Origin of the sequence: Polaromonas sp. (assembly GCF_013817205.1) — a bacterium.
Classification (GTDB): domain Bacteria; phylum Pseudomonadota; class Gammaproteobacteria; order Burkholderiales; family Burkholderiaceae_C; genus Polaromonas.
In genome coordinates, this window is sequence record NZ_JACDDD010000066.1 from 1 (window position 1) to 21,611 (window position 21,611).

At 61.2% G+C, this 21,611-nt stretch carries 20 protein-coding genes; 13 read left to right on the forward strand and 7 right to left on the reverse strand.

Annotated elements, in window-relative coordinates; genetic code table 11:
- The 4 genes from H0W47_RS14160 to pgi form a co-directional block, all read left to right on the forward strand.
- Positions 1-1,345: iron ABC transporter permease (locus tag H0W47_RS14160; RefSeq protein WP_296925509.1), on the forward strand; the 1,345-nt coding region annotated here is incomplete at its 5' end.
- 21 nt (positions 1,346-1,366) lie between these two features.
- Positions 1,367-2,413: an ABC transporter ATP-binding protein gene (locus tag H0W47_RS14165; protein ID WP_296925511.1), complete on the forward strand. Its 1,047-nt coding sequence runs from the start codon at positions 1,367-1,369 to the stop codon at positions 2,411-2,413.
- A 57-nt stretch (positions 2,414-2,470) separates the two neighbouring features.
- A complete protein-coding gene (tal, locus tag H0W47_RS14170; RefSeq protein WP_296925513.1) occupies positions 2,471-3,418 on the forward strand; it encodes a transaldolase in 948 nt (315 codons plus the stop codon).
- Positions 3,415-5,067: a glucose-6-phosphate isomerase gene (gene pgi / locus H0W47_RS14175; protein ID WP_296925515.1), complete on the forward strand. Its 1,653-nt coding sequence runs from the start codon at positions 3,415-3,417 to the stop codon at positions 5,065-5,067. Before tal ends, pgi begins: the two co-directional genes overlap by 4 nt.
- 281 nt (positions 5,068-5,348) lie before the next feature.
- Here the strand turns inward: pgi and groL are convergent, their stop codons facing one another.
- Positions 5,349-7,007, reverse strand: coding sequence for a chaperonin GroEL (groL, locus tag H0W47_RS14180; RefSeq protein WP_296925518.1), 1,659 nt, complete (start codon positions 7,005-7,007; stop codon positions 5,349-5,351).
- 167 nt (positions 7,008-7,174) lie between these two features.
- On the reverse strand, positions 7,175-7,465 hold the full coding sequence (gene groES / locus H0W47_RS14185; RefSeq protein WP_096667046.1) for a co-chaperone GroES: 291 nt from the start codon (positions 7,463-7,465) through the stop codon (positions 7,175-7,177).
- A gap of 560 nt (positions 7,466-8,025) precedes the next feature.
- Here groES and H0W47_RS14190 point away from each other — a divergent pair.
- Complete coding sequence (locus H0W47_RS14190; protein WP_296925520.1) at positions 8,026-8,217, forward strand: hypothetical protein; 192 nt, start codon at positions 8,026-8,028, stop codon at positions 8,215-8,217.
- Between the two features lie 90 nt (positions 8,218-8,307).
- Here H0W47_RS14190 and metK read toward each other — a convergent pair whose 3' ends face one another.
- The gene (gene metK / locus H0W47_RS14195; protein ID WP_296925522.1) at positions 8,308-9,492 is read right to left on the reverse strand and encodes a methionine adenosyltransferase; all 1,185 of its coding nucleotides are present in this window, start codon (positions 9,490-9,492) and stop codon (positions 8,308-8,310) included.
- A 159-nt stretch (positions 9,493-9,651) separates the two neighbouring features.
- Here metK and H0W47_RS14200 point away from each other — a divergent pair, with 159 nt between their 5' ends.
- A complete protein-coding gene (locus H0W47_RS14200; RefSeq protein ID WP_296925523.1) occupies positions 9,652-10,515 on the forward strand; it encodes a lysophospholipid acyltransferase family protein in 864 nt (287 codons plus the stop codon).
- On the forward strand, positions 10,512-11,408 hold the full coding sequence (locus tag H0W47_RS14205; protein WP_296925524.1) for a lipid A biosynthesis acyltransferase: 897 nt from the start codon (positions 10,512-10,514) through the stop codon (positions 11,406-11,408). Before H0W47_RS14200 ends, H0W47_RS14205 begins: the two co-directional genes overlap by 4 nt.
- Positions 11,409-11,488: 80 nt before the next feature.
- On the opposite strand, the gene H0W47_RS14210 is transcribed toward H0W47_RS14205, so the two are convergent.
- Entirely contained in the window at positions 11,489-12,406 is a 918-nt protein-coding gene (locus H0W47_RS14210; protein WP_296925533.1) for an alpha/beta fold hydrolase, read from the reverse strand.
- Between the two features lie 92 nt (positions 12,407-12,498).
- Positions 12,499-13,206: a ribosome biogenesis GTP-binding protein YihA/YsxC gene (gene yihA, locus H0W47_RS14215; protein WP_296925534.1), complete on the reverse strand. Its 708-nt coding sequence runs from the start codon at positions 13,204-13,206 to the stop codon at positions 12,499-12,501.
- Positions 13,207-13,425: 219 nt separating this feature from the next.
- On the opposite strand from yihA, the gene H0W47_RS14220 reads away from it, so the two are divergent.
- From H0W47_RS14220 to H0W47_RS14240, 5 genes are all read left to right on the forward strand, one after another.
- Complete coding sequence (locus H0W47_RS14220; RefSeq protein ID WP_296925525.1) at positions 13,426-14,073, forward strand: c-type cytochrome; 648 nt, start codon at positions 13,426-13,428, stop codon at positions 14,071-14,073.
- Between the two features lie 173 nt (positions 14,074-14,246).
- A complete protein-coding gene (locus H0W47_RS14225) occupies positions 14,247-16,430 on the forward strand; it encodes a cytochrome c biogenesis protein ResB (protein WP_296925526.1) in 2,184 nt (727 codons plus the stop codon).
- The gene (gene ccsB, locus H0W47_RS14230; RefSeq protein WP_296925527.1) at positions 16,427-17,782 is read left to right on the forward strand and encodes a c-type cytochrome biogenesis protein CcsB; all 1,356 of its coding nucleotides are present in this window, start codon (positions 16,427-16,429) and stop codon (positions 17,780-17,782) included. Before H0W47_RS14225 ends, ccsB begins: the two co-directional genes overlap by 4 nt.
- Positions 17,783-17,861: 79 nt before the next feature.
- The gene (gene msrP, locus H0W47_RS14235; protein ID WP_296925528.1) at positions 17,862-18,860 is read left to right on the forward strand and encodes a protein-methionine-sulfoxide reductase catalytic subunit MsrP; all 999 of its coding nucleotides are present in this window, start codon (positions 17,862-17,864) and stop codon (positions 18,858-18,860) included.
- Between the two features lie 7 nt (positions 18,861-18,867).
- Positions 18,868-19,524 carry a sulfite oxidase heme-binding subunit YedZ gene (locus tag H0W47_RS14240; protein ID WP_296925529.1) on the forward strand — a complete coding sequence of 219 codons (657 nt, stop codon included), beginning with the start codon at positions 18,868-18,870 and terminating at the stop codon, positions 19,522-19,524.
- 50 nt (positions 19,525-19,574) lie between these two features.
- Here the strand turns inward: H0W47_RS14240 and lysA are convergent, their stop codons facing one another.
- Both lysA and H0W47_RS14250 read right to left on the reverse strand, forming a co-directional pair.
- Positions 19,575-20,885 (reverse strand): diaminopimelate decarboxylase, encoded by a 1,311-nt coding sequence (gene lysA / locus H0W47_RS14245; protein ID WP_296925530.1) that lies wholly within the window; start codon positions 20,883-20,885, stop codon positions 19,575-19,577.
- Positions 20,882-21,190: a lipoprotein gene (locus H0W47_RS14250; protein WP_367265408.1), complete on the reverse strand. Its 309-nt coding sequence runs from the start codon at positions 21,188-21,190 to the stop codon at positions 20,882-20,884. Before H0W47_RS14250 ends, lysA begins: the two co-directional genes overlap by 4 nt.
- Here H0W47_RS14250 and cyaY point away from each other — a divergent pair.
- Positions 21,164-21,496 (forward strand): iron donor protein CyaY, encoded by a 333-nt coding sequence (cyaY, locus tag H0W47_RS14255; protein WP_296925532.1) that lies wholly within the window; start codon positions 21,164-21,166, stop codon positions 21,494-21,496. The two genes, H0W47_RS14250 and cyaY, sit on opposite strands and share 27 nt — an antisense overlap.
- Positions 21,497-21,611 lie beyond the last annotated feature (115 nt).

Consider the following 21,611-nt stretch of genomic DNA (forward strand, 5'->3'; position numbering starts at 1 on the left):
GGTAGTGAACCAGTTTCTGGAGTACGCGTTTGGCATTGAGCCATCCCGCTGGTTTTACGGCTGGTTCGGTGTCTGGGTTGCGCAAACCTTTGCCTTCACGCCAATTGCGTTCATGATCATGCGCGGTGTGGTGCAGGGCATTGCGCCCAGCCTTGAAGAAGCAGCCCAGACATTAAAGGCAACTCCCAACCAAACCTTTTTCACGGTAACGCTGCCATTGCTCAAGCCCGGGCTTGCTAACGCGTTCCTGGTGGGATTCATCGAGAGCATGGCTGATTTCGGTAATCCGATTGTGGTGGGCGGCCAGTTCGCAGTGCTGAGTACCGAGATATTTTTTGCTATCGTGGGCGCCCAATATGATCAGGGCCGCGCTGCGTCACTGGCGTGGATACTGACTTTTTTTGCGCTCACCGTATTTGCTGTTCAACGAGGCTTGCTTGGTAAAAAAAGCTACACCACCGTCAGTGGTAAGGGGGATGCAGGCATCGCCATGTCGCTGCCGCCCGTGGTTCACCGCATTGTCCATGGCGTGGCGTTGCCGTGGATGTCCTTTACGCTGGTAGTGTATGCCTTTGCCTTTGCTGGCGGCTTTGTGCAGACTTGGGGCCGTGACTATAGCTTTACCTTGAATCACTTTCGTACCACGTTTGCCCTGGAGTGGGGGGAGTTCGGCATCGTGTGGGCGGGTACGGCCTGGAATTCATTTTTCACTACCTTCAAGCTTGCGGCCATTTCGGCGCCCATGACTGCGACTGCCGGCTTGCTGATTGCCTGGCTGCTGGCGCGAACCCAGTTCAAGGGGCAAAGCGCGTTTGAATTCGCTGCGTTGCTGGCTTTTGCAATTCCTGGCACCGTGCTGGGTATCAGCTACATCATGGCCTTTAACGTGCCGCCATTTGAGCTCACGGGAACGGCGCTCATCATTGTGCTGTGTTTTATGTTTCGCAATCTGCCCGTCGGGGTACGTGCGGGGACGGCGGCGTTCAAGCAGCTCGACAGGTCACTCGATGAAGCGTCCATGATGCTGCGCGCTGGAAGCGTGCAAACACTGCGCTATGTGGTGTTGCCTTTGCTCAAACCTGCCCTTGTGGCGGCGCTGGTGTACAGCTTTGTGCGTGCTATCACCACCGTCAGTGCAGTAATTTTTCTTGTCACGGCGGAGAACGAGCTGGCAACGACTTACATCATTGGCCGCGTCGGCAACGGTGACTATGGCGTTGCTTTGGCTTACTGCACGGTGTTGATTATCTTGATGTCAATCGCGACGACGTTAATTCAATACTTCGTAGGCGAACGCAAGCTGGGTAGACGCAGGGTGGCGGCTAAAGCGCAGTTGACCCACTGACTTCAGCATGGGTATTTACAAATGAACAATGGCATTGAGTTTCACAACATCACCAAGCGCTACGGCACTGACGCCGACGCGCCGCTGGCCGTCAAGGGCATCAGCTTTGTCATCCAACAAGGCACCCTGACTACTATTCTCGGGCCATCTGGCTGCGGTAAAACCACGACCCTGCGCATGATTGCAGGTTTGGAGTCGCCGACGTCTGGCCGCATCATCATGGGCGGTCAAGACGTCACATCCCTTGGGCCAGCACCACGCAATGTCAGCATGATGTTTCAGAGCTACGCGCTGTTCCCGCACATGAATGTGATAGAAAACGTGACCTATGGCCTGAAGATGTCGGGCATTGCCAAACCTGTCGCCAAAGCCCGTGCACTTGAAGCCATGAAAAATGTGGGTTTGGTTGGCTATGACGACCGCTTGCCCAGCGAATTGTCTGGTGGGCAGCAGCAGCGTGTAGCGCTTGCGCGTGCACTGGTGTTGGAGCCTGATGTGCTGCTGTTCGACGAGCCGCTGTCCAATCTGGACGCACGCTTGCGGCGCGAAATGCGCGAGGAAATTCGCACGCTCCAGCAGCGCCTGGGCCTGACAGTGGCTTACGTGACCCACGATCAGAGCGAAGCCTTGGCCGTGAGCGATCAAATTATCGTGATGGATCACGGCGTGATTGCCCAAGCTGGTACGCCGCAGGAGCTGTACGAATACCCCACCAGCGAGTTTGTCGCGGGCTTCATGGGTGAGGCCATGCTGTTCCCCGCGCAGGCCAACGCCATCGGGGTGGTTGCCCTTGGTCCGTTGAGCATTACTCCCCGCCAGCGCGTGCATGAAGGCCCGGTAAAAGTGGCGGTTCGGCCCGAAGCCTGGAACATTGGTGCGCCTGGCACCGGACTGTCGGCTCGCCTGGGCAAGTTGGCTTATCTCGGCAGTAACTACGAGTACACCTTTGAGACTGAGCTGGGCGCGATTTTTGTTGTCTCGCCGGACTTGGCGCATGTGCTGAGCGTCGGCTCATCCGTAGGATTGACCTTGGCCGATCATGGCGTGTCAGTCGTGCAAGTTTCGTAACCAGAAACAGCATTTGCTGCCATTGGCTTACATGGCTTAGCGCTGATAATCAGACGCATGAACCAACTCGAAGCCCTTAAGCAATTCACCACTGTTGTTGCCGATACGGGCGACTTCAAGCAACTCGACGCATTCAAGCCGCAAGACGCGACCACCAACCCCTCGCTGATCCTCAAGGCGGTGCAAAAGCCAGAGTACCAGCCGCTGCTGGTCGAGACCATGGGCAAATTCCGCGGTCGGGCGCTCGACGAAACCATGGACCGCCTGCTGGTGCGTTTCGGCTGCGAAATCCTGTCCATCATCCCGGGCCGCGTCTCGACCGAGGTTGATGCGCGCCTGAGCTTTGACAGCAACGCCACCTTCACCCGTGGTGAGCGCATCATCGAGCTGTACGAGGCCGAAGGCATTCACATTGACCGTGTGCTGATCAAGGTTGCGGCCACCTGGGAAGGCATCGAGGCGGCACGCCGGCTCGAGGACCGCGGCATCCACACCAATCTGACCCTGCTGTTTTCCTTCTGCCAGGCGGTGGCCTGCGGCCAGGCCAAAGTGCAACTGATCTCGCCTTTTGTCGGGCGCATTTATGACTGGTACAAAAAATCGGTCGGCGCCGCCTGGGACGAGGCTGCCAAAGCTGGCGCCAACGACCCCGGCGTGCAGTCGGTGCGCGAGATCTACAACCATTACAAACATTTCGGTATCGCCACCGAGGTCATGGGCGCGAGCTTTCGCAACGCCGGCCAGATCACCGCGCTGGCCGGTTGCGACCTGCTGACCATCAGCCCCGAACTGCTGGCCCAGTTGGCCGCCAGCGACGCGCCGCTGCAACCGACACTCGATGCCAAAGCTGCCCAAGCGCTGGACTTGCCAGCCGTCAACTTCGACGAGGTGACCTTCCGCTACGCCCTCAACGAAGACGCCATGGCCACCGAAAAACTCGCCGAGGGCATACGCGCCTTTGCCGCAGACGCGGTCAAGCTTGAAAAGCTGATGCTGGCTGCATGAACGCCGAACGCAGCGACGGGCCGCCCCGAGCAAGTTCAGCCCCCACCGGGGGCAGTGCAACCCACGAGGCGGCAAGCGTGGGGGCCCTGGGACTCCGCTGCGACCGAACGCCCGCATGGGCAGCGTTGCAGGCGCACCATGCGAAAGCTGGCAAGAGCTTTGACCTGCGCGAGGCCTTTGCCGCCCATCCGCAACGTTTTGCGGACTTCAGCCAAGACGCACCGCATGTATTCGCCGACCTGTCAAAAAACCTGATCGATGCGCAAACGCAGAGCCTGCTGCTGGATCTGGCGCGACAGTCCGGCCTTGAAGAGCGCAGGGCCGCGATGTTCTCAGGTGAAAAGATCAATGCCACCGAAAACCGTGCGGTGATGCATTTTTTACTGCGAGATCCGGCCCCGGCCCTTGTCGGACGGGCGCAAGCAGCTCCTGAAAGCATAGCAAACGAACTTGCCCAGGTGCATCAGACGCTGGACGCCATGCTCGCCTATGCGGAACAGGTGCGCAGCGACGGTGCCATCACCGACATTGTCAACATGGGCATCGGCGGCTCTGACCTCGGACCGCAGATGGCGGCGCTGGCGCTGGATGAATTCCGCCTGCCGGGCAAGCGCCTGCATTTCGTCTCCAACATCGACGGCCAGGAACTGGCCACCGTGCTGGCGCAGGTCAAACCGCAGAACACATTGTTCCTGGTCGCCTCCAAAACCTTCACCACCACCGAAACCATGACCAACGCCGCTTCGGCGAAACGCTGGTTCGAGGCGCAGGGCGGCACCGACATCGCACGCCACTTCGCCGCGCTGACGACCAATGTGACGGCGGCAAATGACTTCGGCATCAGCACCACCTTCGGCTTCTGGGACTGGGTGGGCGGGCGCTATTCGCTGTGGTCGGCGATTGGCTTGCCGCTGGCGATCGCGATTGGGGCGCAGGGCTTCAGGGATTTGCTGGCGGGCGCCCATGCGATGGACGAGCACTTCCGCAGCGCGCCGCTGGCGCACAACCTGCCGGTGCGCCTGGGCCTGCTCGATGTCTGGTACCGCAACTTTCACGGTTTCACCAGCCGCAGCATTGCACCCTACAGCAGCGCCTTGCGCCGCCTGCCGGCTTACTTGCAGCAGCTCGAGATGGAGAGCAACGGCAAACGTGTCGATCTGGAGGGGAACGCCCTGCCGTTCGCGACAGCGCCAGTGCTCTGGGGTGAACCTGGCACCAACGGCCAGCATGCCTATTTCCAGATGCTGCACCAGGGCACCGAAGTCGTTCCGGTCGAGTTGGTTGCCGTCAAGCGGGTCGCGCGCAGTTTGCCGGGGCACAACGATAAATTGCTGGCCAATGCCCTGGCCCAGGCCCAGGCCCTGATGCAGGGAAAAACCGATGGGGGCGGGCACAAGCACTTCCCCGGCAACCGTCCGAGTACCTTCCTGCTCCTCGAGACACTGACCCCGGCCAGCCTGGGCGCCCTGATCGCGCTGCAGGAGCACCGAGTGTTTGTCAGCGGTGCGATCTGGGGCATCAACAGTTTTGACCAGTGGGGGGTGGAACTGGGCAAGGTGCTTGCCAAAGACTTGGAGAGCCGGCTGGCTTCGGGCGATGCCGCCGCACTCGACGGATCGACGACGGGCTTGCTGCAGCGCCTGCGCTAACCATCCCTGCGGGCCCGCACCTATCAAGCTGCGGGAAGTGGCCCTGCACACTCCTGAGGAACAGAAAACAGGTGGGTCCAGCGCGGCGAGGCGACAGCTCCGACTAATTCGAGCGCGCATGAAAAAACCCGCAGGGCGCGAGCCCTGCGGGTTTTTTTGTTTTTTGGTCGGGAGCCTTTCAGCCGCCGGACGCAGCATGAGGGCTCAGCGCAAGGCGCGGGGTCGCAGACAGTACCAGAGGTACGGCAAGACCCCGCCGATCAGCCCTCAGGCAAGGACCTTTACATGCCCATGCCGCCCATGCCGCCCATGTCACCCATACCGCCACCCATGCCGCCGGGGCCGCCAGCGCCGGACTCGTCTTTCGGAGCCTCGGCAACCATGCACTCGGTCGTCAGCATCAGCGAGGACACGGACGCTGCGTTTTGCAGTGCAGTGCGGGTCACTTTGGTGGGGTCCAGGATACCCATGTCGATCATGTCGCCATAGGTACCGTTCTGGGCGTTGTAGCCGTAGTTGCCTTTGCCGGCCAGCACCGCATTGACCACCACGCTTGGCTCTTCGCCAGCATTGGCGACGATGATGCGCAGCGGCTCTTCGATGGCGCGCAGGATCAGCTTGATGCCGGCGTCCTGGTCAGCGTTGTCACCCTTGATGGTGCCAGCAGACTGCTTGGCGCGGAGCAGGGCCACGCCGCCACCAGCCACAATGCCTTCTTCCACAGCAGCGCGGGTAGCGTGCAGGGCGTCTTCCACGCGGGCTTTTTTCTCTTTCATTTCGACTTCGGTGGCAGCGCCAACCTTGATCACGGCAACACCGCCAGCCAGCTTGGCCACGCGCTCTTGCAGTTTTTCACGGTCGTAGTCGCTGGTCGCTTCTTCGATCTGGACACGAACCTGCTTGACGCGGGCTTCGATGTCAGCAGCCGCGCCGGCGCCGTCGATGATGATGGTGTTTTCCTTGCCCACTTCGATGCGCTTGGCCTGGCCGAGGTCAGCCAGTGTCACTTTTTCGAGTGTCAGACCCACTTCTTCAGCAATGACCTTGCCGCCGGTCAGGGTGGCGATGTCTTCCAGCATGGCTTTGCGGCGGTCGCCGAAACCAGGGGCCTTCACAGCCACAACCTTCAGGATGCCGCGGATGGTGTTGACCACCAGCGTCGCCAGGGCTTCGCCTTCGACGTCTTCCGAGATGATCAGCAGCGGACGGCTGGACTTGGCAACTTGCTCCAAGGTAGGCAGCAGGTCACGGATGTTGCTGATCTTCTTGTCGTAGAGCAGAACAAACGGGTTGTCCAGAATAGCGGACTGCTTTTCAGGGTTGTTGATGAAGTAAGGCGAGAGGTAACCGCGGTCAAACTGCATGCCTTCAACCACGTCGAGTTCGCTGTTCAGCGACTTGCCATCTTCAACGGTGATAACGCCTTCTTTGCCGACTTTGTCCATCGCTTCAGCGATGATCTTGCCGACTTCTTCGTCGCTGTTGGCGGAAATGGTACCGACCTGGGCAATTTCCTTGCTGGTGGTGGTGGGCTTGGAAGCTTTTTTCAGCTCTTCGACCAGGGCCGTGACGGCCTTGTCGATGCCGCGCTTCAGATCCATCGGGTTCATGCCGGCGGCGACATATTTCATGCCTTCGCGAACAATGGCTTGAGCCAGAACGGTAGCGGTCGTGGTGCCGTCACCGGCGATGTCAGAAGTCTTGGAAGCAACTTCCTTGACCATCTGCGCGCCCATGTTCTGCAGCTTGTCCTTGAGTTCGATTTCCTTGGCGACGGACACACCGTCCTTGGTCACGGTAGGGGCGCCGAAAGAGCGCTCCAGCACCACATTGCGGCCTTTAGGACCCAGGGTGACCTTGACTGCGTTGGCCAGGATGTTCACACCCTCGACCATGCGTGCGCGGGCTTCGCCGCCGAAAATGACGTCTTTTGCTGCCATGTTAATTCTCCAGAATATTCAAAAAATGTTTACGGGACCGTTGTTGGGAAAGAAAGCGTAGCGAGCGGCTGTCAGGCTGGGCGCACCGCGCACAGCAACCGGAACGTACTCAAGTACGTGAGGATTGCGAGCACGGAGCAACGACGCATGGCGGCCGCGCAGTAGCTTTATTTCTCGACAACAGCGAAGAGGTCGTCTTCTTTCATCACCAGCAATTCGTCGCCGTCGACCTTGACGGTCTGGCCGCTGTATTTGCCGAACAAAACGCGGTCGCCAACTTTGACGGCCATGGCGCTGATTTCGCCCTTGTCGTTCTTCTTGCCAGGGCCAACAGCCAGGACTTCGCCCTGATCAGGCTTTTCGGCGGCGCTGTCAGGAATCACGATGCCGGAGGCGGTTTTGGTTTCGTTTTCGACACGTTTGACGATCACGCGGTCGTGCAGGGGACGAAGTTTCATGGGAGCTCCTTGTTTGAAACAGATAGGGAATTCAAGGGCGCTTGCGGAGGCAAGTACCTGAAAAGGGCTGGTTTGGCGCGTTGTTAGCACTCAATACCATCGAGTGCTAATCATAAGGCCGTTTTGGGGCTGTTTCAAGTTCGGGAGAAAAAATGGCGTCAGATGCCAGATTCGCAGGTTTTGGTGTGGGTCGTGGGTTCCGGCGCCGTCTGTCCTACAAGAAACTCGCCAGCGTCTGACATATGAGCCCTGATTGCGCCCCTAAAGTCCATTCAAGATTGACTTTTCGGGCAACCTGCCCGCCGCTGAGGACTTTATGAGCCAGTTTGTGATTGACATGCCCGGCAACCAGTCTGGACTGCGCACTGCTTATCCAGCCCCGGGCGACACCCGTTTGCCACTGGGAGGGCGCGTCGGCCCGGTCCGTTCCGCCTGGCCTTTCCTGGTGAACTCCAGTCCCCAGAGTGACAAACCGTCGCAGAAGAGCGAGTCTGGTGAGCCTTCAGATTTTGCAAGTTGATCCTTGGCCTTGAAACTACTACAGATGAATGGAGTGCAGCATGGGTGACGCAAGCATTGGACTGGGCAAACCCGGTGACAGCAACGAGAACGAGGTCGAAAAAGACAAGGTCCCCAGCAAGACATTTGGTGAAGAAGGAACGAACAAGACCCAGCCGAAACCCGATCCGAACGCCAAACCCTCCGACGTAGGTGGCGGCAAATTTATCGAGTCAACACCCTTCACGCGTTAACCGGACAGCAAAAAGCCACCGCGAGCGGTGGCTTTTTGCTGTCCGGCTCGAACTAAACCCGTCGCTTGCCGCTGCGCCAATTGACGATATTTATTTGAGGCCGGCTGCTGCCTTGAGGGCCGCAGCTTTATCGGTCTTCTCCCACGTAAATTCCGGCTCGTCGCGGCCGAAGTGGCCGTAGGCGGCGGTCTTTTCGTAGATCGGGCGCAGGAGGTCCAGCATCTGGATGATGCCTTTCGGGCGCAGGTCAAAATGTTCGTTGACCAGGGCTGAGAGTTTCTCGTCGGACATCACGCCCGTGCCTTCGGTGTAGACCGTGACGTTCATCGGCCGGGCCACGCCAATGGCGTAGGCGACCTGGATCTGGCACTGCCTGGCCAGGCCGGCAGCCACAATATTTTTGGCGACGTAACGAGCGGCGTATGCCGCCGAGCGGTCCACCTTGGAGGGGTCCTTCCCACTGAACGCACCACCGCCGTGCGGGCAGGCGCCGCCGTAGGTGTCCACAATGATCTTGCGGCCGGTCAGGCCGCAATCGCCTTGGGGGCCACCGATGACAAAGCGGCCGGTGGGGTTGATCAGGTATTTGGTGTCTTTCAGCCATTCCTTGGGCAGCACCGGCTTGATGATTTCCTCGATGATGGCCTCGACAAAAGACGCCTTCATCTTGTGCGCGGTTTCGCTCTGGTCCGGGCTGTGCTGGGTCGATAGCACCACAGTGTCAATGCTGTGCGGCTTGCCGTCCACATAACGCATGGTGACCTGGCTCTTGGCATCCGGGCGCAGGAAAGGCAGGCGGCCGTCCTTGCGCAACTGGGCCTGGCGCTCAACCAGCCGGTGGGCGTAATAAATCGGTGCGGGCATCAACTCGGGCGTTTCGTCGCAGGCGTAGCCAAACATCAGGCCCTGGTCGCCGGCACCGGTGTTCAGGTGGTCGTCGGATGCGTGATCCACGCCCTGAGCGATGTCGTTGGACTGCTTGTCATAACAGACCATGACGGCGCAGCCCTTGTAGTCGATGCCGTACTCGGTGTTGTCGTAGCCGATGCGCTTGATGGTGTCGCGCGCGACCTGGATGTAGTCCACATGCGCGTTGGTGGTGATTTCGCCGGCCAGCACCACCAGGCCCGTGTTGGTCAGGGTTTCAGCAGCGACGCGGGACAGCGGGTCCTGCTTGAAGATGGCGTCGAGAATGGCGTCGGAAATCTGGTCGGCAACCTTATCGGGATGGCCTTCGGAGACGGATTCGGAAGTAAAGAGAAAATCGTTCGCCATTGCGTACACTCCATGAAGTTAGTCGGCGCGTTGCCGGCTTGGGGTGCCTCGGCGAACGCTTTAGCAGTTTTGTTTAAAGTCGCCCTGCAAGTTGTTCAGTAACTCGGCGACAGCCTGCATTATATCCATCCCCCTTTTCTGCTGTCTGCGCCTGCTTTCATGATGCTTTTGTTCCGGTTCTTCTCGCATTGGCCGCTGGGTGCCTTGCATGCACTGGGTGCCGCTCTGGGCTGGCTGGTCTGGTGGCTGAGCGCGGGCTACCGGCGGGAATTTCGCGCCAATGTGACGCAGGCCGGCTTGCCCTTTGAAGCCGCGCGGCCAGCCATCGGCGAAGCCGGGCGTTTTGTCGCCGAATTGCCCAAACTATGGATGCGCCCGTCTGGCGAGTCCTGCCTCGGCAATGTGCGCATCGAAGGGCAGGGCCACGTCACCGAAGCCTTTGAGCGCGGCCGGGGCGTGGTGTTTTTTGGCCCGCACTGCGGCAGTTTTGAACTTGGCCCGCAGGCGCTGGCCGAACTCTGTGGGCCGATCACCGCGATTTACCGACCGGCACGCAAGCCGTGGCTGGCCAGACTGGAACTGCTGGCGCGCAGCCGGCCCGGCCTCAACGTGGTGCCGGCCAGCCTCAGCGGCATCCGCCAGATGTTTCGCACGCTCAAAAACAACCAGGCGGTGGCGCTGCTGACCGACCAGGTGCCGCCCGATGGCCAGGGCGTGTGGGCGCCATTTTTTGGTAAACCTGCCTACACCATGACCCTGGCTGCACGGTTGGCGCTCCAAAGTGGCGCGGTGGTGTTGCCAGTCAGCTGTGAACGCCTGCCTGGCGGGCGCGGTTATTTCCTGAAGGTGTGGCCAGCGCTGGCTCTGCTCGACAGCCTGTCCAAAACCGATCTACTGCCGGCGGTGACCCTGATCAACCAGGCGATCGAGGCGATTGTGCGGACGCAGCCGGGCCAGTATCTGTGGGGTTATGCGCGCTACAAGCAACCGCGCCAGCAGGAAGCGAACGGGGAGGGTTTTTGAGAGCCCTGCGCCAGTTCGCCAGTTACGTATTCATCCGTAGCGGCATTGTGTTCATGCGGGTAGCGGCAGCCTTGCCGCTGCCCGTGATCCGCAGCATGGGTGTTTTGCTCGGTTGGCTGCTTTACTTTCTGGCAGCGCCTCGCCGTCGCGTCGTGCAGACCAACTTGCGCCTGTGTTTTCCGGAGATCCCGGAAGCCGGGCGGCTCAAGCTGGCGCGGCAGACCTTTGTATTTTTTGCCCAGGCCTGGCTGGACCGCAGCTGGCTCTGGCATGGCCATGCGGACAAGCTCAGGCAGCGCCTGCAGCTCAAGGGCGCGGTCGCCGAACTGGACGGCGAGCAGCCTGTGGTGCTGTTTGCGCCGCACTTTGTCGGGCTGGATGCCGGTTGGGCAGCGCTGACGCAGCAGTTGCCGCGCGCCTTCACGACAATTTACACCGACCAGGCCAACAAGCTGCTGGACCGCTGGATCCTGCGCGGACGCCGGCGTTTTGGCAATGCGCGGCTGTTCGGCCGTGCCGAAGGGGTGCAGCCCATCGTCAAGGCCTTGCGCGCGGGCCAGCCGTTGTATTTGCTGCCCGACATGAACTTCGGCCCCGAGGAGTCGGTGTTCGTGCCTTTTTACGGCATCGACGCCGCCACCGTGCCCTCGCTCTCGCGGTTTGCCAAACTGGGCCGTGCCAAGGTGGTCCCGGTGGTGACGCGTTTGACCGCCACTGGTTACGAGGTCGAGCTGATGCCGGCCTGGACCGATGTGCCCTCGGCCGACTTCGTGGCCGACACGGCGCTGATGAATGCGCGTCTGCAGAACTACATCAACACCATGCCGGCGCAGTACTACTGGGTGCACAAACGCTTCAAGAGCCGGCCTGAAGGCGAGCCTTCGATCTATTGAGCCCGGTTTGAGGGGTTTTTACGGTCCCAGCCCCCGTCTAGTGTGCGTCTGTAGCTATCAAAAAGAGAGCTAATTCGGTATCAACCCTGGCTGAAAAACTCCTGCAGCGCGCTGGCGACCAGCGCCGGCTGCTCGTGCACGATCCAGTGCGATGCCCCGGGGATCTCCTGCAACTGCAGCTTCGGCACCCAGGCTTGCAGCCCGGCTATCAGTGCTGGCGGCAGGGCGATGTCGTCCATGGCCCAGAGCACCAGCGTTGGCAGAACAACCGTCAGCAACTCCGGCGGCAGCGTCACGGCGGCAGCGGCGGGATCTTCGGGGCGCGGCGGACGCAGCGGCGAGGCGCGGTAGAGGTTGCAGCCGCCGACCAGGCCGGCGCGCCAGACCGCGCGGTACTGGTCCTTGACCTCGTCGGTGAGCCAGGCTGGCGCGCCCTTGGCCTGCGGGTCTTTGCCATTTGTCAGGAACTGCCAGAGGCGGCGGAAGTCGTCTTCGGCCAGCAGCGCTTCCGCGTCGGGGCGGATCAAAAAGTTCATGTAGGCACTGCAGGCCTGCTGGGCCGGCGAGTGCTGCAACTCGCGCAAAAACGTGCCGGGGTGCGGGGAGTTGATGATCACCAGTTTTTTAATCAGCTGCGGCATGGTTGCGGCGACATTCCAGGCGACGGCGCCGCCCCAGTCGTGGGCCACCAGAGCTTCAAGTTGCCCGCCAGGCGCCACCTGCGGCACCAGTGCCGCGATGTCCTGCACCAGATGTTTGGCGCGGTAAGCTGCAGCGTCGACCGGTGCGCTGGATTGCTCGAAGCCGCGCAAATTCGGGGCGACACAGTGGTAACCGCCGTTTTCCGGCCGGGCAAAGTGTTCGAGCAGGCCGTCCCAGACAAAGGCCGCTTCGGGGAAGCCATGCAGAAACATCAGCACCGGCCGGGCTGGGTCGCCGGCCAGCCGGCAGGACAGGGTGATGCCGTGGGGCAGGTTCAGGAGGCGGGTCTGGATCATTTTGCTATGCATTTAGTAGCTGCTCACGCCCAACCGGCATGGGCTGGAGGCAGATTTAGTCTTAAAAATGCAGGCGGCTGGCCCGCCGGGGCCTACCCGGCGTCGGGCGGCTCGGCAGGCTTTGCCGCCGCATCGCCTTCTGCGGGCGGATGCGCCCACTGCCACAGGTGTTGGGCCACTTCCTCCACGCCCTGGCGCTTTAGCGCCGAGAACAGTTTGACATCGCCGCCGCCGGCCTGCAGTCGCACAATCGACAGCGCCTTGGCCGCCTCGGTTTTATTGAGCTTGTCGGACTTGGTCAGCAGGACCAGGAACTTCAGGCCTTCTTCCACTCGGGGGCGGATCACGTCGAGCAGGATCTCGTCGAGTTCGGTCAGGCCGTGGCGCGGATCACACAGCAGCACCACGCCCCTGAGGTTGTCGCGTGTTTGCAGGTAGTTGCCCATGACCTGCTGCCAGCGGTACTTGGCCGCCTTGGGCACGGCGGCGTAACCATAACCCGGCAAATCGGCGAGCACCGCATCGGTCACCCCCTGCTTGCCCAGCGAGAACAGGTTGATGCTTTGGGTGCGGCCCGGTGTCTTGGACGCAAACGCCAGGCGGTTGATCTGCGTCAGTGTGTTGATACAGGTTGACTTTCCTGCATTGGAGCGCCCAACAAAGGCAATTTCAGGAAACTCGTACACAGGCAGGTGCTTGAGCTCGGGGGCGGTGGTCAGGAATTTGGCCGTGTGCAACCAGCCCATGGCAATCTTCGCCTCGGCCGACTGAGGCACTTGGGCCGCCCGCGCCGCTGCCATTTTGGCCGCCGCCACTTTGGGAGTGGGACGCTTGTGGCTGGGCTTCTGCGTTTTGATGGGGGTGGATCGGGGAGATATGCTCATATTTGGGATTGTCCCCCAAGCCATTGTAAAATCAGGTAGTTTTGCGTTAAGTTGCTGTCCCGACGGGGCTTTTTATGCAGCTGGAGGCGCGCTGATTGCCCAGTCCACTTTAGAGTCAACTATTACACCCCCGATATGAAGCCAGTTTCCACTTCGTTGCGTACCTGTTTGTTTGCCGCTTTGCTGGCTGTGCCAGCGCTGTCCATGGCAGCCGGCGAGGCGGCTGGGGCCGCCAAGGCCGCCAAACCCGATCTTGTGAAGGGCGCAGCGACTTTTGCCGCAGTCTGTGTGGCTTGCCATGCCGCTGATGGCAATTCGGCCATCGCCGCCAACCCCAAACTGGCGCAGCAGCATCCCGAGTACCTGGTCAAGCAGTTGCAGGAGTACAAGTCCGGCAAGCGCAAAAACCCCATCATGCAGGGCTTCGCTGCGGCGCTGTCGGATGACGACATGCGCAACATTTCCTATTGGGTCGCCTCGAAACCTGTCAAGCCGGGGTTTGCCAAGGACAAAGCGCTGGTTGCCCTGGGCGAGCGGATTTACCGGGGCGGTATTTCCGACCGCCAGGTCCCGGCCTGCGCCGGCTGCCACAGCCCGACGGGCGCCGGAATCCCTTCGCAGTACCCGCGCCTGAGTGGCCAGCACGCCGAATACACCGCGACCCAACTCACCGGTTTCCGTGACGGTGGCCGCGATAACAGCCTGCAGATGCACCAGGTCGCCGCCAAGTTGAATGACCGCGAGATCCGCGCGGTTGCAGATTACATCGCCGGTTTGCGTTAAAGCCCTAGCCGCGCTTGGTCGCAGCCGTCAGAAAGAGCCTTTTTGCAGAAGCAGGGCTTTTTTTGGCGGTTTGCAGTGAACCCCGGCCGGCTTCTGCACTCCATACCAAGGCGGGTCCCGATGAAGGCCCGCCTTTTTTTATTGCAGCTCAATCTGCCCACTGCCCCACACTCATGACAGTTTCCACCCACGGCCTGCGGCTCAAGTCCGGCTCCCACGCCCTGCGCTCCAGCGTTGAGTTGCTGTCGTCGATGCGGTTTTCCATTTCCTTGCTGACGGTCATCTGCATCGCCTCGGTGATCGGGACCGTGCTCAAGCAGCAGGAACCGCTTTCCAACTACGTGAACCAGTTCGGTCCGTTCTGGGCCGAGGTGTTCCGCGCGGTCAGCCTCAACACCGTCTACAGCGCCTGGTGGTTCATGCTGATCCTGGCGTTTCTGGTGCTGTCCACCTCGCTGTGTATCGCCCGCAACACGCCCAAGATCCTGGCCGACTGGAGCCAGCTCAAGGAAAACGTCCGCGAGCAAAGCCTCAAGGCCTTCGGACATCGGGCCGAGCAGGCGCTGGCAGAAGCACCCGAGGCTGCAGCCCGCCGCATCGGCCAGACCCTGGTGCAGGGCGGCTGGAAGGTCAAGCTGCAGCAACGCGACGCGCCCGGCGGCAGCGGCTGGATGGTGGCGGCCAAGGCCGGTGCCGCCAACAAGCTCGGCTACATCGCCGCGCACGGCGCCATCGTGCTGGTGTGTGTCGGAGGTCTGCTCGACGGCGACCTGGTGGTGCGCGCCCAGATGTGGCTCAACGACAAATCCATCTACACCGGCGGCGGCCTGATCGCCGACGTGCCGGCCCAGCACCGGCTGAGCGAGCGCAACCCGACTTTCCGCGCCAATTTGCTGGTGGCAGAAGGCACGCAATCCAGCACCGCCATCCTGAATCAGCCTGGCGGCGTGTTGCTGCAGGACCTGCCTTTTTCGGTAGAGCTCAAGAAATTCATCGTCGAGTACTACTCCACTGGCATGCCCAAGCTGTTTGCCAGCGAGATCGTGATTCACGACCGCGAAACCGGTGAAAAGATTCCGCACCGCGTCGAGGTCAACCATCCAGCGCATCACAAGGGCATCGAGATTTATCAGTCGAGTTTTGACGACGGCGGCTCCAGCGTCACCCTCAAGGCCGTGCCCATGGCCGTGGGCGCGCAGCCCTCCAGCAAGCCGTTTGAAATCCAGGGCACCATTGGCGGTTCCAGTAGCCTGACCAATGGGGCTGAAAAAATGACGCTGGAATACACCGCGCTGCGTGTCATCAACGTTGAAAACTTCAGCGGCTCTGGCAACCTCGGAGAGTCGGGTGCGGACGTGCGCAAGGTCGACCTGCGCCAGTCCATAGCCGCGCGCATGGGCGCGGCCAACAAGACCAAAGAACAAAAGGAATTGCGCAATGTCGGCCCCAGCCTGACTTACAAGCTGCGTGATGCAGCCGGCCAAGCGCGCGAGTTCCACAACTACATGCTGCCGGTGAAGATGGACAGTGCCGAGTCCACCCCGGCGCTGTTCCTGCTCGGTGTGCGTGAAACACCAGCCGAGCCCTTCCAGTACCTGCGCATTCCGGCTGACGAGCAGGCCAGCATGGAGGGTTTCATGCGCTTGCGTCGCGCGCTGGCGGATCCGGCGCAGCGCGAGCGTGCCGTCCAGCGTTATGTGCGCCAGGCTATCGCGGCTGACCGCCCTGACCTGGCCCAGCAACTGGCGGCCTCTGCCTCGCGCGCGCTGGCGCTGTTCGCCGGAACCGACCAGCTGGTCGCTGCTGGCCAGCCCCGGCCGGTCGCGGGGCTCCAGGCCATCTCGAATTTCATGGAGACCAATGTGCCGGAAGTCGAGCGCAATCGCGCTGGCGATGTGCTGGTGCGCATTCTCAACGGCGTGCTGTTCGAACTCGTGCAACTCACGCGCGAGCAAAACGGGCTCCAGCCGCTGCCAGCAGACGACAGAACCCAGGCTTGGATGGCGCAGGCGGTGTTGTCGCTCAGCGATGCCCACCATTACCCTGCGCCCATGGCGTTTGCGCTCAAGGACTTCACCCAGGTCCAGGCCAGCGTGTTCCAGGTCACGCGCACCCCGGGCAAGAACATTGTTTACCTCGGGTGCGCGCTGCTGATTCTCGGCATTTTCGCCATGCTGTATGTGCGCGAGCGACGGCTGTGGGTCTGGCTGGCGCCCGCCTGCGCAGATGCCGAAAAGGGCCCAGAATCAGAGGCTGGCAGCCAGGCGACCATGGCTTTGTCGACCAACAGGCAAACCCTGGAAGTCGACCGCGAATTCGAGATGCTCAAGACCAAACTTTTACAGGTGCCACGATGAACACCACCACTACGACTCTGAGTTCGCGCGGAACCGACGCGACCACCATCAGCCTGCAGGAAGGCTACTTCGCCAGGCGCAGCCTCGTCGACTGGATTTTTGCAGCGCTGGTGCTGGCCGGCGGCCTGTTCGCCTTTCTGCGTTACCAGGGCTTCATGGACGTGTACGAAAAAGGCATTTTGCTGGGCACCATTCCGGCCGCCATCGCAATGGGCTGGTTCTGGCGGCCGCTGCGCGTGCTGATGGGGGCGGTGGTCGTCTTCTCCCTGCTCGGCATCGTGTCCTACCAGGGCGAGCTGGCGCGCGCCGAGCAGGTGTTCTGGCTCAAGTACTTCTTGTCCAGCCAGTCGGCCATCCTCTGGATGAGCGTGCTGTTTTTCATGAGCACAGTGTTTTACTGGCTGGGCATGTTCAGCCGCCAGCAGGGTGACACGCTGGAGTCACTGGGAAGCAAGATTGCCTGGGTGGCCGTCGGCATGGCGCTGATCGGCACCATGGTGCGCTGGTATGAAAGCTACTTGATAGGCCCGGATGTCGGTCACATCCCGGTGAGCAACCTGTACGAAGTGTTTGTGCTGTTCTGCTGGATGACGGCCGCGTTTTACCTTTACTTCGAAGCCCAGTACAACACCCGCGCCATGGGCGCGTTTGTGATGCTGGTGGTGAGTGCTGCCGTTGGTTTTCTGCTCTGGTACACGGTGGTGCGCGAGGCGCATGAAATCCAGCCACTGGTGCCAGCGCTCAAAAGCTGGTGGATGAAGCTGCATGTCCCGGCCAACTTCATCGGTTACGGCATGTTTGCGTTGGCGGCCATGGTGGCGCTGGCCTACCTGATCAAACAGCAGGCGGCAGAGACCCGCTGGTACAAGCTTACACCGCTGTGGATGCTGGGCGTTGTGCTGTGTTTTGTGCCTATCGTCTTCCGCAAGTCCCCGGCTGATGTCGGTGGCGGCAACTACTGGGCTGGTTACCTGCTGGTCTCCGGATTGATCGCCGCTGGCATCCTGCTGGGGCGCAAGCGTATTGCGGCCCGCCTGCCGTCCTCAGAGGTGCTGGATGACGTGATGTACAAGGCAATTGCCGTGGGTTTTGCCTTCTTCACCATCGCGACGGTGTTGGGCGCGCTGTGGGCGGCCGAAGCCTGGGGCGGCTACTGGAGCTGGGACCCCAAGGAAACCTGGGCGCTGATCGTCTGGCTCAATTACGCCGCCTGGCTGCATATGCGCCTGGTCAAGGGCCTGCGCGGCACCGTGGCGTCCTGGTGGGCGCTGGTGGGACTGGCTGTCACCACCTTTGCCTTTCTGGGTGTCAACATGTTCCTGTCCGGCCTGCACAGTTACGGAACCTTGTAAGTCTTGAATCCTTGTAAGAAGTGGCTGCGTATCCAGACTAACCAGTCAATCCTCACCAAAACGACGACAAGGACACAAGATGCTGACCAAGACCCAAAACAGCGGATTCATTCACCCGGTTTCCAGCGAGATCACACCCGAGGTCATCTACAGACAGCGACGCGACATGCTCCGGCTGATGGCCGGCGGGGCAGCCGGTGCGGCCCTGGCCGGTTGGGCCGGGCGCGAGGCACTGGCCCAGGGCGTGGCCAAACCCGGCAAGCTGGCGGCCTTGCCTGGCGCCAAGTCCGGTGTGGCCGGCGCGGCGACCATGGAAAAGGTCACCGACTACAAAGACGCTACCACCTACAACAACTTCTATGAGTTCGGCACCGACAAGGCCGACCCGGCAAAAAATGCCGGCACCCTGCTCACCAAGCCCTGGACCGTGGTGGTTGACGGCCTGGTCAAGCAGCCCAAAACCTGGGCCATCGAGGACCTGATCAAGCTCAGCGCGCAGGAAGAACGCATTTACCGCCTGCGTTGTGTCGAAGGCTGGTCCATGGTGATTCCCTGGGTGGGCTATTCGATGGCCGAGCTGATCAAGAAGGTCGAACCGCTGGGCAATGCCAAATACGTCGAGTTCATCACCCAGGCCGACCCCAAGACCATGCCTTTTATCGGTTCGAACGTGCTCGACTGGCCCTACGTCGAAGCCTTGCGCCTGGACGAAGCCATGAACCCGCTGACCCTGCTGGCGTTCGGCATGTATGGCGAGGTGATGCCCAACCAGAACGGCGCGCCGGTGCGCCTGGTGGTGCCGTGGAAATATGGTTTCAAGAGCGGCAAGAGCATTGTCAGGATCCGCTTCACCGACAAGGAGCCGCGCACCGCGTGGAACAAGGCGGCCGCCAACGAGTACGGCTTTTATTCCAATGTGAACCCGAATGTGGATCATCCGCGCTGGAGCCAGGCCACCGAGCGCCGCATCGGGGAGGACGGCCTGTTTGCCAAGAAGCGCAAGACGCTGATGTTCAACGGGTATGAGGCGCAGGTCGGACAGCTGTATGCCGGCATGGACCTGAAAAAGAATTTCTGATCCGCTGATGATGCAGCGCCAGAAGCTCTTGCTGCACGCTGCAGCAAAGCCCATCCTTTTTGTGATGTGCCTGCTGCCGTTTGCGTGGCTGGGCTGGAATGTGGTCCAGGCCCAGATGGGCAATGCCAACGTGCTGGGGGCGAACCCGGCCGAGTACCTGATCCGTGCGACCGGCGACTGGACGCTGCGTTTTCTGTGCATCGTTCTGGCGGTCACCCCCCTGAGGGTGATCAGCGGCACACCGGCACTGGCGCGCTTTCGACGCATGCTGGGTTTGTTCAGCTACTTCTATGTGGTGATCCACCTGCTGAGCTATAGCTGGTTCGACATGGGTTTTGATGTACCCGAGATCATCAAGGACATCATCAAGCGGCCGTTCATCCTGGTGGGTTTCTCGGCCTTCCTGCTGCTGACGCCGCTGGCTGCGACCTCTTTCAATGCCGCGATCAAAAAGCTGGGCGCGCGCCGCTGGCAGATGTTGCACAAGCTGGTCTACCTGATCGCCGGGCTGGGCCTGCTGCACTTTTTCTGGATGCGTTCGGGCAAGAACGATTTCGCTGAAGTGGCGGTCTATGCCGCCATCCTCGCGGTGCTGCTGGGCTGGCGCCTGTGGGGATACATGAAGAAAAAACGCCTCCAGCCCACGCCAGTCGTGCGCAAATAGCTATCAAAATGATAGTGAAATGAGGCCTGGCATGCAGGGCCGGGCAGGGCTCAAACGGAAACCAGTTGTTCCTGACGCATCTGGTCTGCCGCGGTTTCCCTGCGTCGAATGACATGGGCCTTGGTACCATCGACCAGCAGCTCGGCGGCGCGGCCGCGCGTGTTGTAGTTGCTGGCCATGCTCATGCAATAGGCACCCGCGGACAACACCGCCAGGCAGTCGCCGGCCTTCACCGCCAGCGCGCGGTCCCGGCCTATCCAGTCACCGCTTTCGCAGACTGGGCCGACCACGTCGTAGGTTGTCTGCGGCGTACCCGTCGAGGGCACGACCGGCACGATGGCGTGGAAGGCCTGGTACATGGCCGGGCGTGGCAGGTCGTTCATGGCGGCATCGATGATGCAGAAGTTTTTCTGTTCACCGGGCTTGAGGTAAAGCACCTCCGTCAGGCAGACGCCGGCGTTTCCGATCAGCGAACGGCCGGGTTCGACCATCAGTTTTTTGCCGCCGTAGCCGCGCGCGTCCAGCTTGGCCAGCAACATCTGCCACAGGGCGTCCGCAGCCGGCGGGGCATCCTGGTTGTAGTTGATACCAAGGCCGCCGCCAAAGTCGATGTGATCAATGGAGATTCCCGCAGTTTCGATGGTGCCGACCAGGTCCAGCATGCGGTCCATCGCGTCGAGGTAGGGCGTGGCCTCAGTGATCTGCGAGCCGATATGGCAGTCGATGCCAGTGACTTTCAGGCCGGGCAGCGACGCCGCATGCCGGTAGATGCGCAAGGCATCTTCGTGCGCCACGCCGAACTTGCTGCCCTTCAGACCGGTTGAGATGTAGGGATGGGTCTTGGGGTCCACATTGGGATTGACCCGGATGCTGACCGGCGCTACCTGATCCATGGTCAGGGCCACCTCCGACAGCACATCCAGTTCGCCTTCGCTCTCGACGTTGAAGCAGCCGATACCGGCTGACAGCGCCTGCCGCATTTCCGCGCGGGTTTTTCCGACGCCCGAAAAAATCACTTTGCGCACATCGCCGCCTGCGGCCAGCACGCGCTCCAGTTCGCCGCCCGAGACGATGTCGAAACCGCAACCGGCCTGTGCAAACACCTGCAGCACGCCCAGTGCGGAGTTGGCCTTCATGGCATAGCAGATTTGCGCATCGCGCCCTGCAAAACCCAGCTGATAGGCCGCCAGCGCGGCCAGCATGGCAGCTTTGGAGTACACAAACAGCGGCGTGCCGTGTTCACGGGCCAGCGCGTCCAGGCTGGCATCTTCCAGGTGCAGCCGGCCCTGCCGGTAGGCCAACTGGGGTGCGCCTGGCAACGCCGTGGCCGCCGCCGCGGGGAAGGGTGTTGGCTGGCTCATCGCGGCGCCGAGGTAGGAGGCGCGGCGGGGGGCGGCTGCGGGATGCCGGGCGTCGCCACCGGCGAACCAAGGGTATTGGCCGGCGTGGCCGCTGCCGAGGGAGGCGTTTTGGGTGGTGGCGGAAAAAACAGCGGACCTTTCTGGCCGCAAGCCGCAAGGCCAGCCGTCGCGGCGAGTACCAGCGACAGGGTGCAAAAGCCATGAGCCGCGAAGAGAACGCGTCCACGGCCTAGAATTTGGGCTCGAATGTGGGATCTTGCAAACATGATGGGATTGTAATGACGGACCTGGACTATCTGGACCATGCGGAGGCTGCTCTCAGGGCCATCGAAGTGGCCTGCGACCGCATCAACGATGAAACCGATGCGGATTTGGACAACCAGCGCACCGGCGGCATGATCACCCTGAGTTTTGTCAACCGCAGCCAGATCATCATCAACCTGCAAAAGCCCCTGCAGGAAATCTGGCTCGCTGCACGCGCCGGCGGCTTTCACTACAAACTTGTGGACGGGCAGTGGCTTGATACCCGGGATGGCAGTGAGTTGTTTGCCGGGCTGTCGCGTTATGCGAGCGAGCAGGCGGGACAGCCGCTGGTGTTCAGCGCTCCCTAACCCGGATATTTCATTAGCAGGAGTCGGCAGCCCCGTGCCGAAGCGCGTTGTCATTGGTGTTCGATGTCAATTGCAACCGGGGACTGCCAATGCCAAAGTGTACGCAAGAACGGAT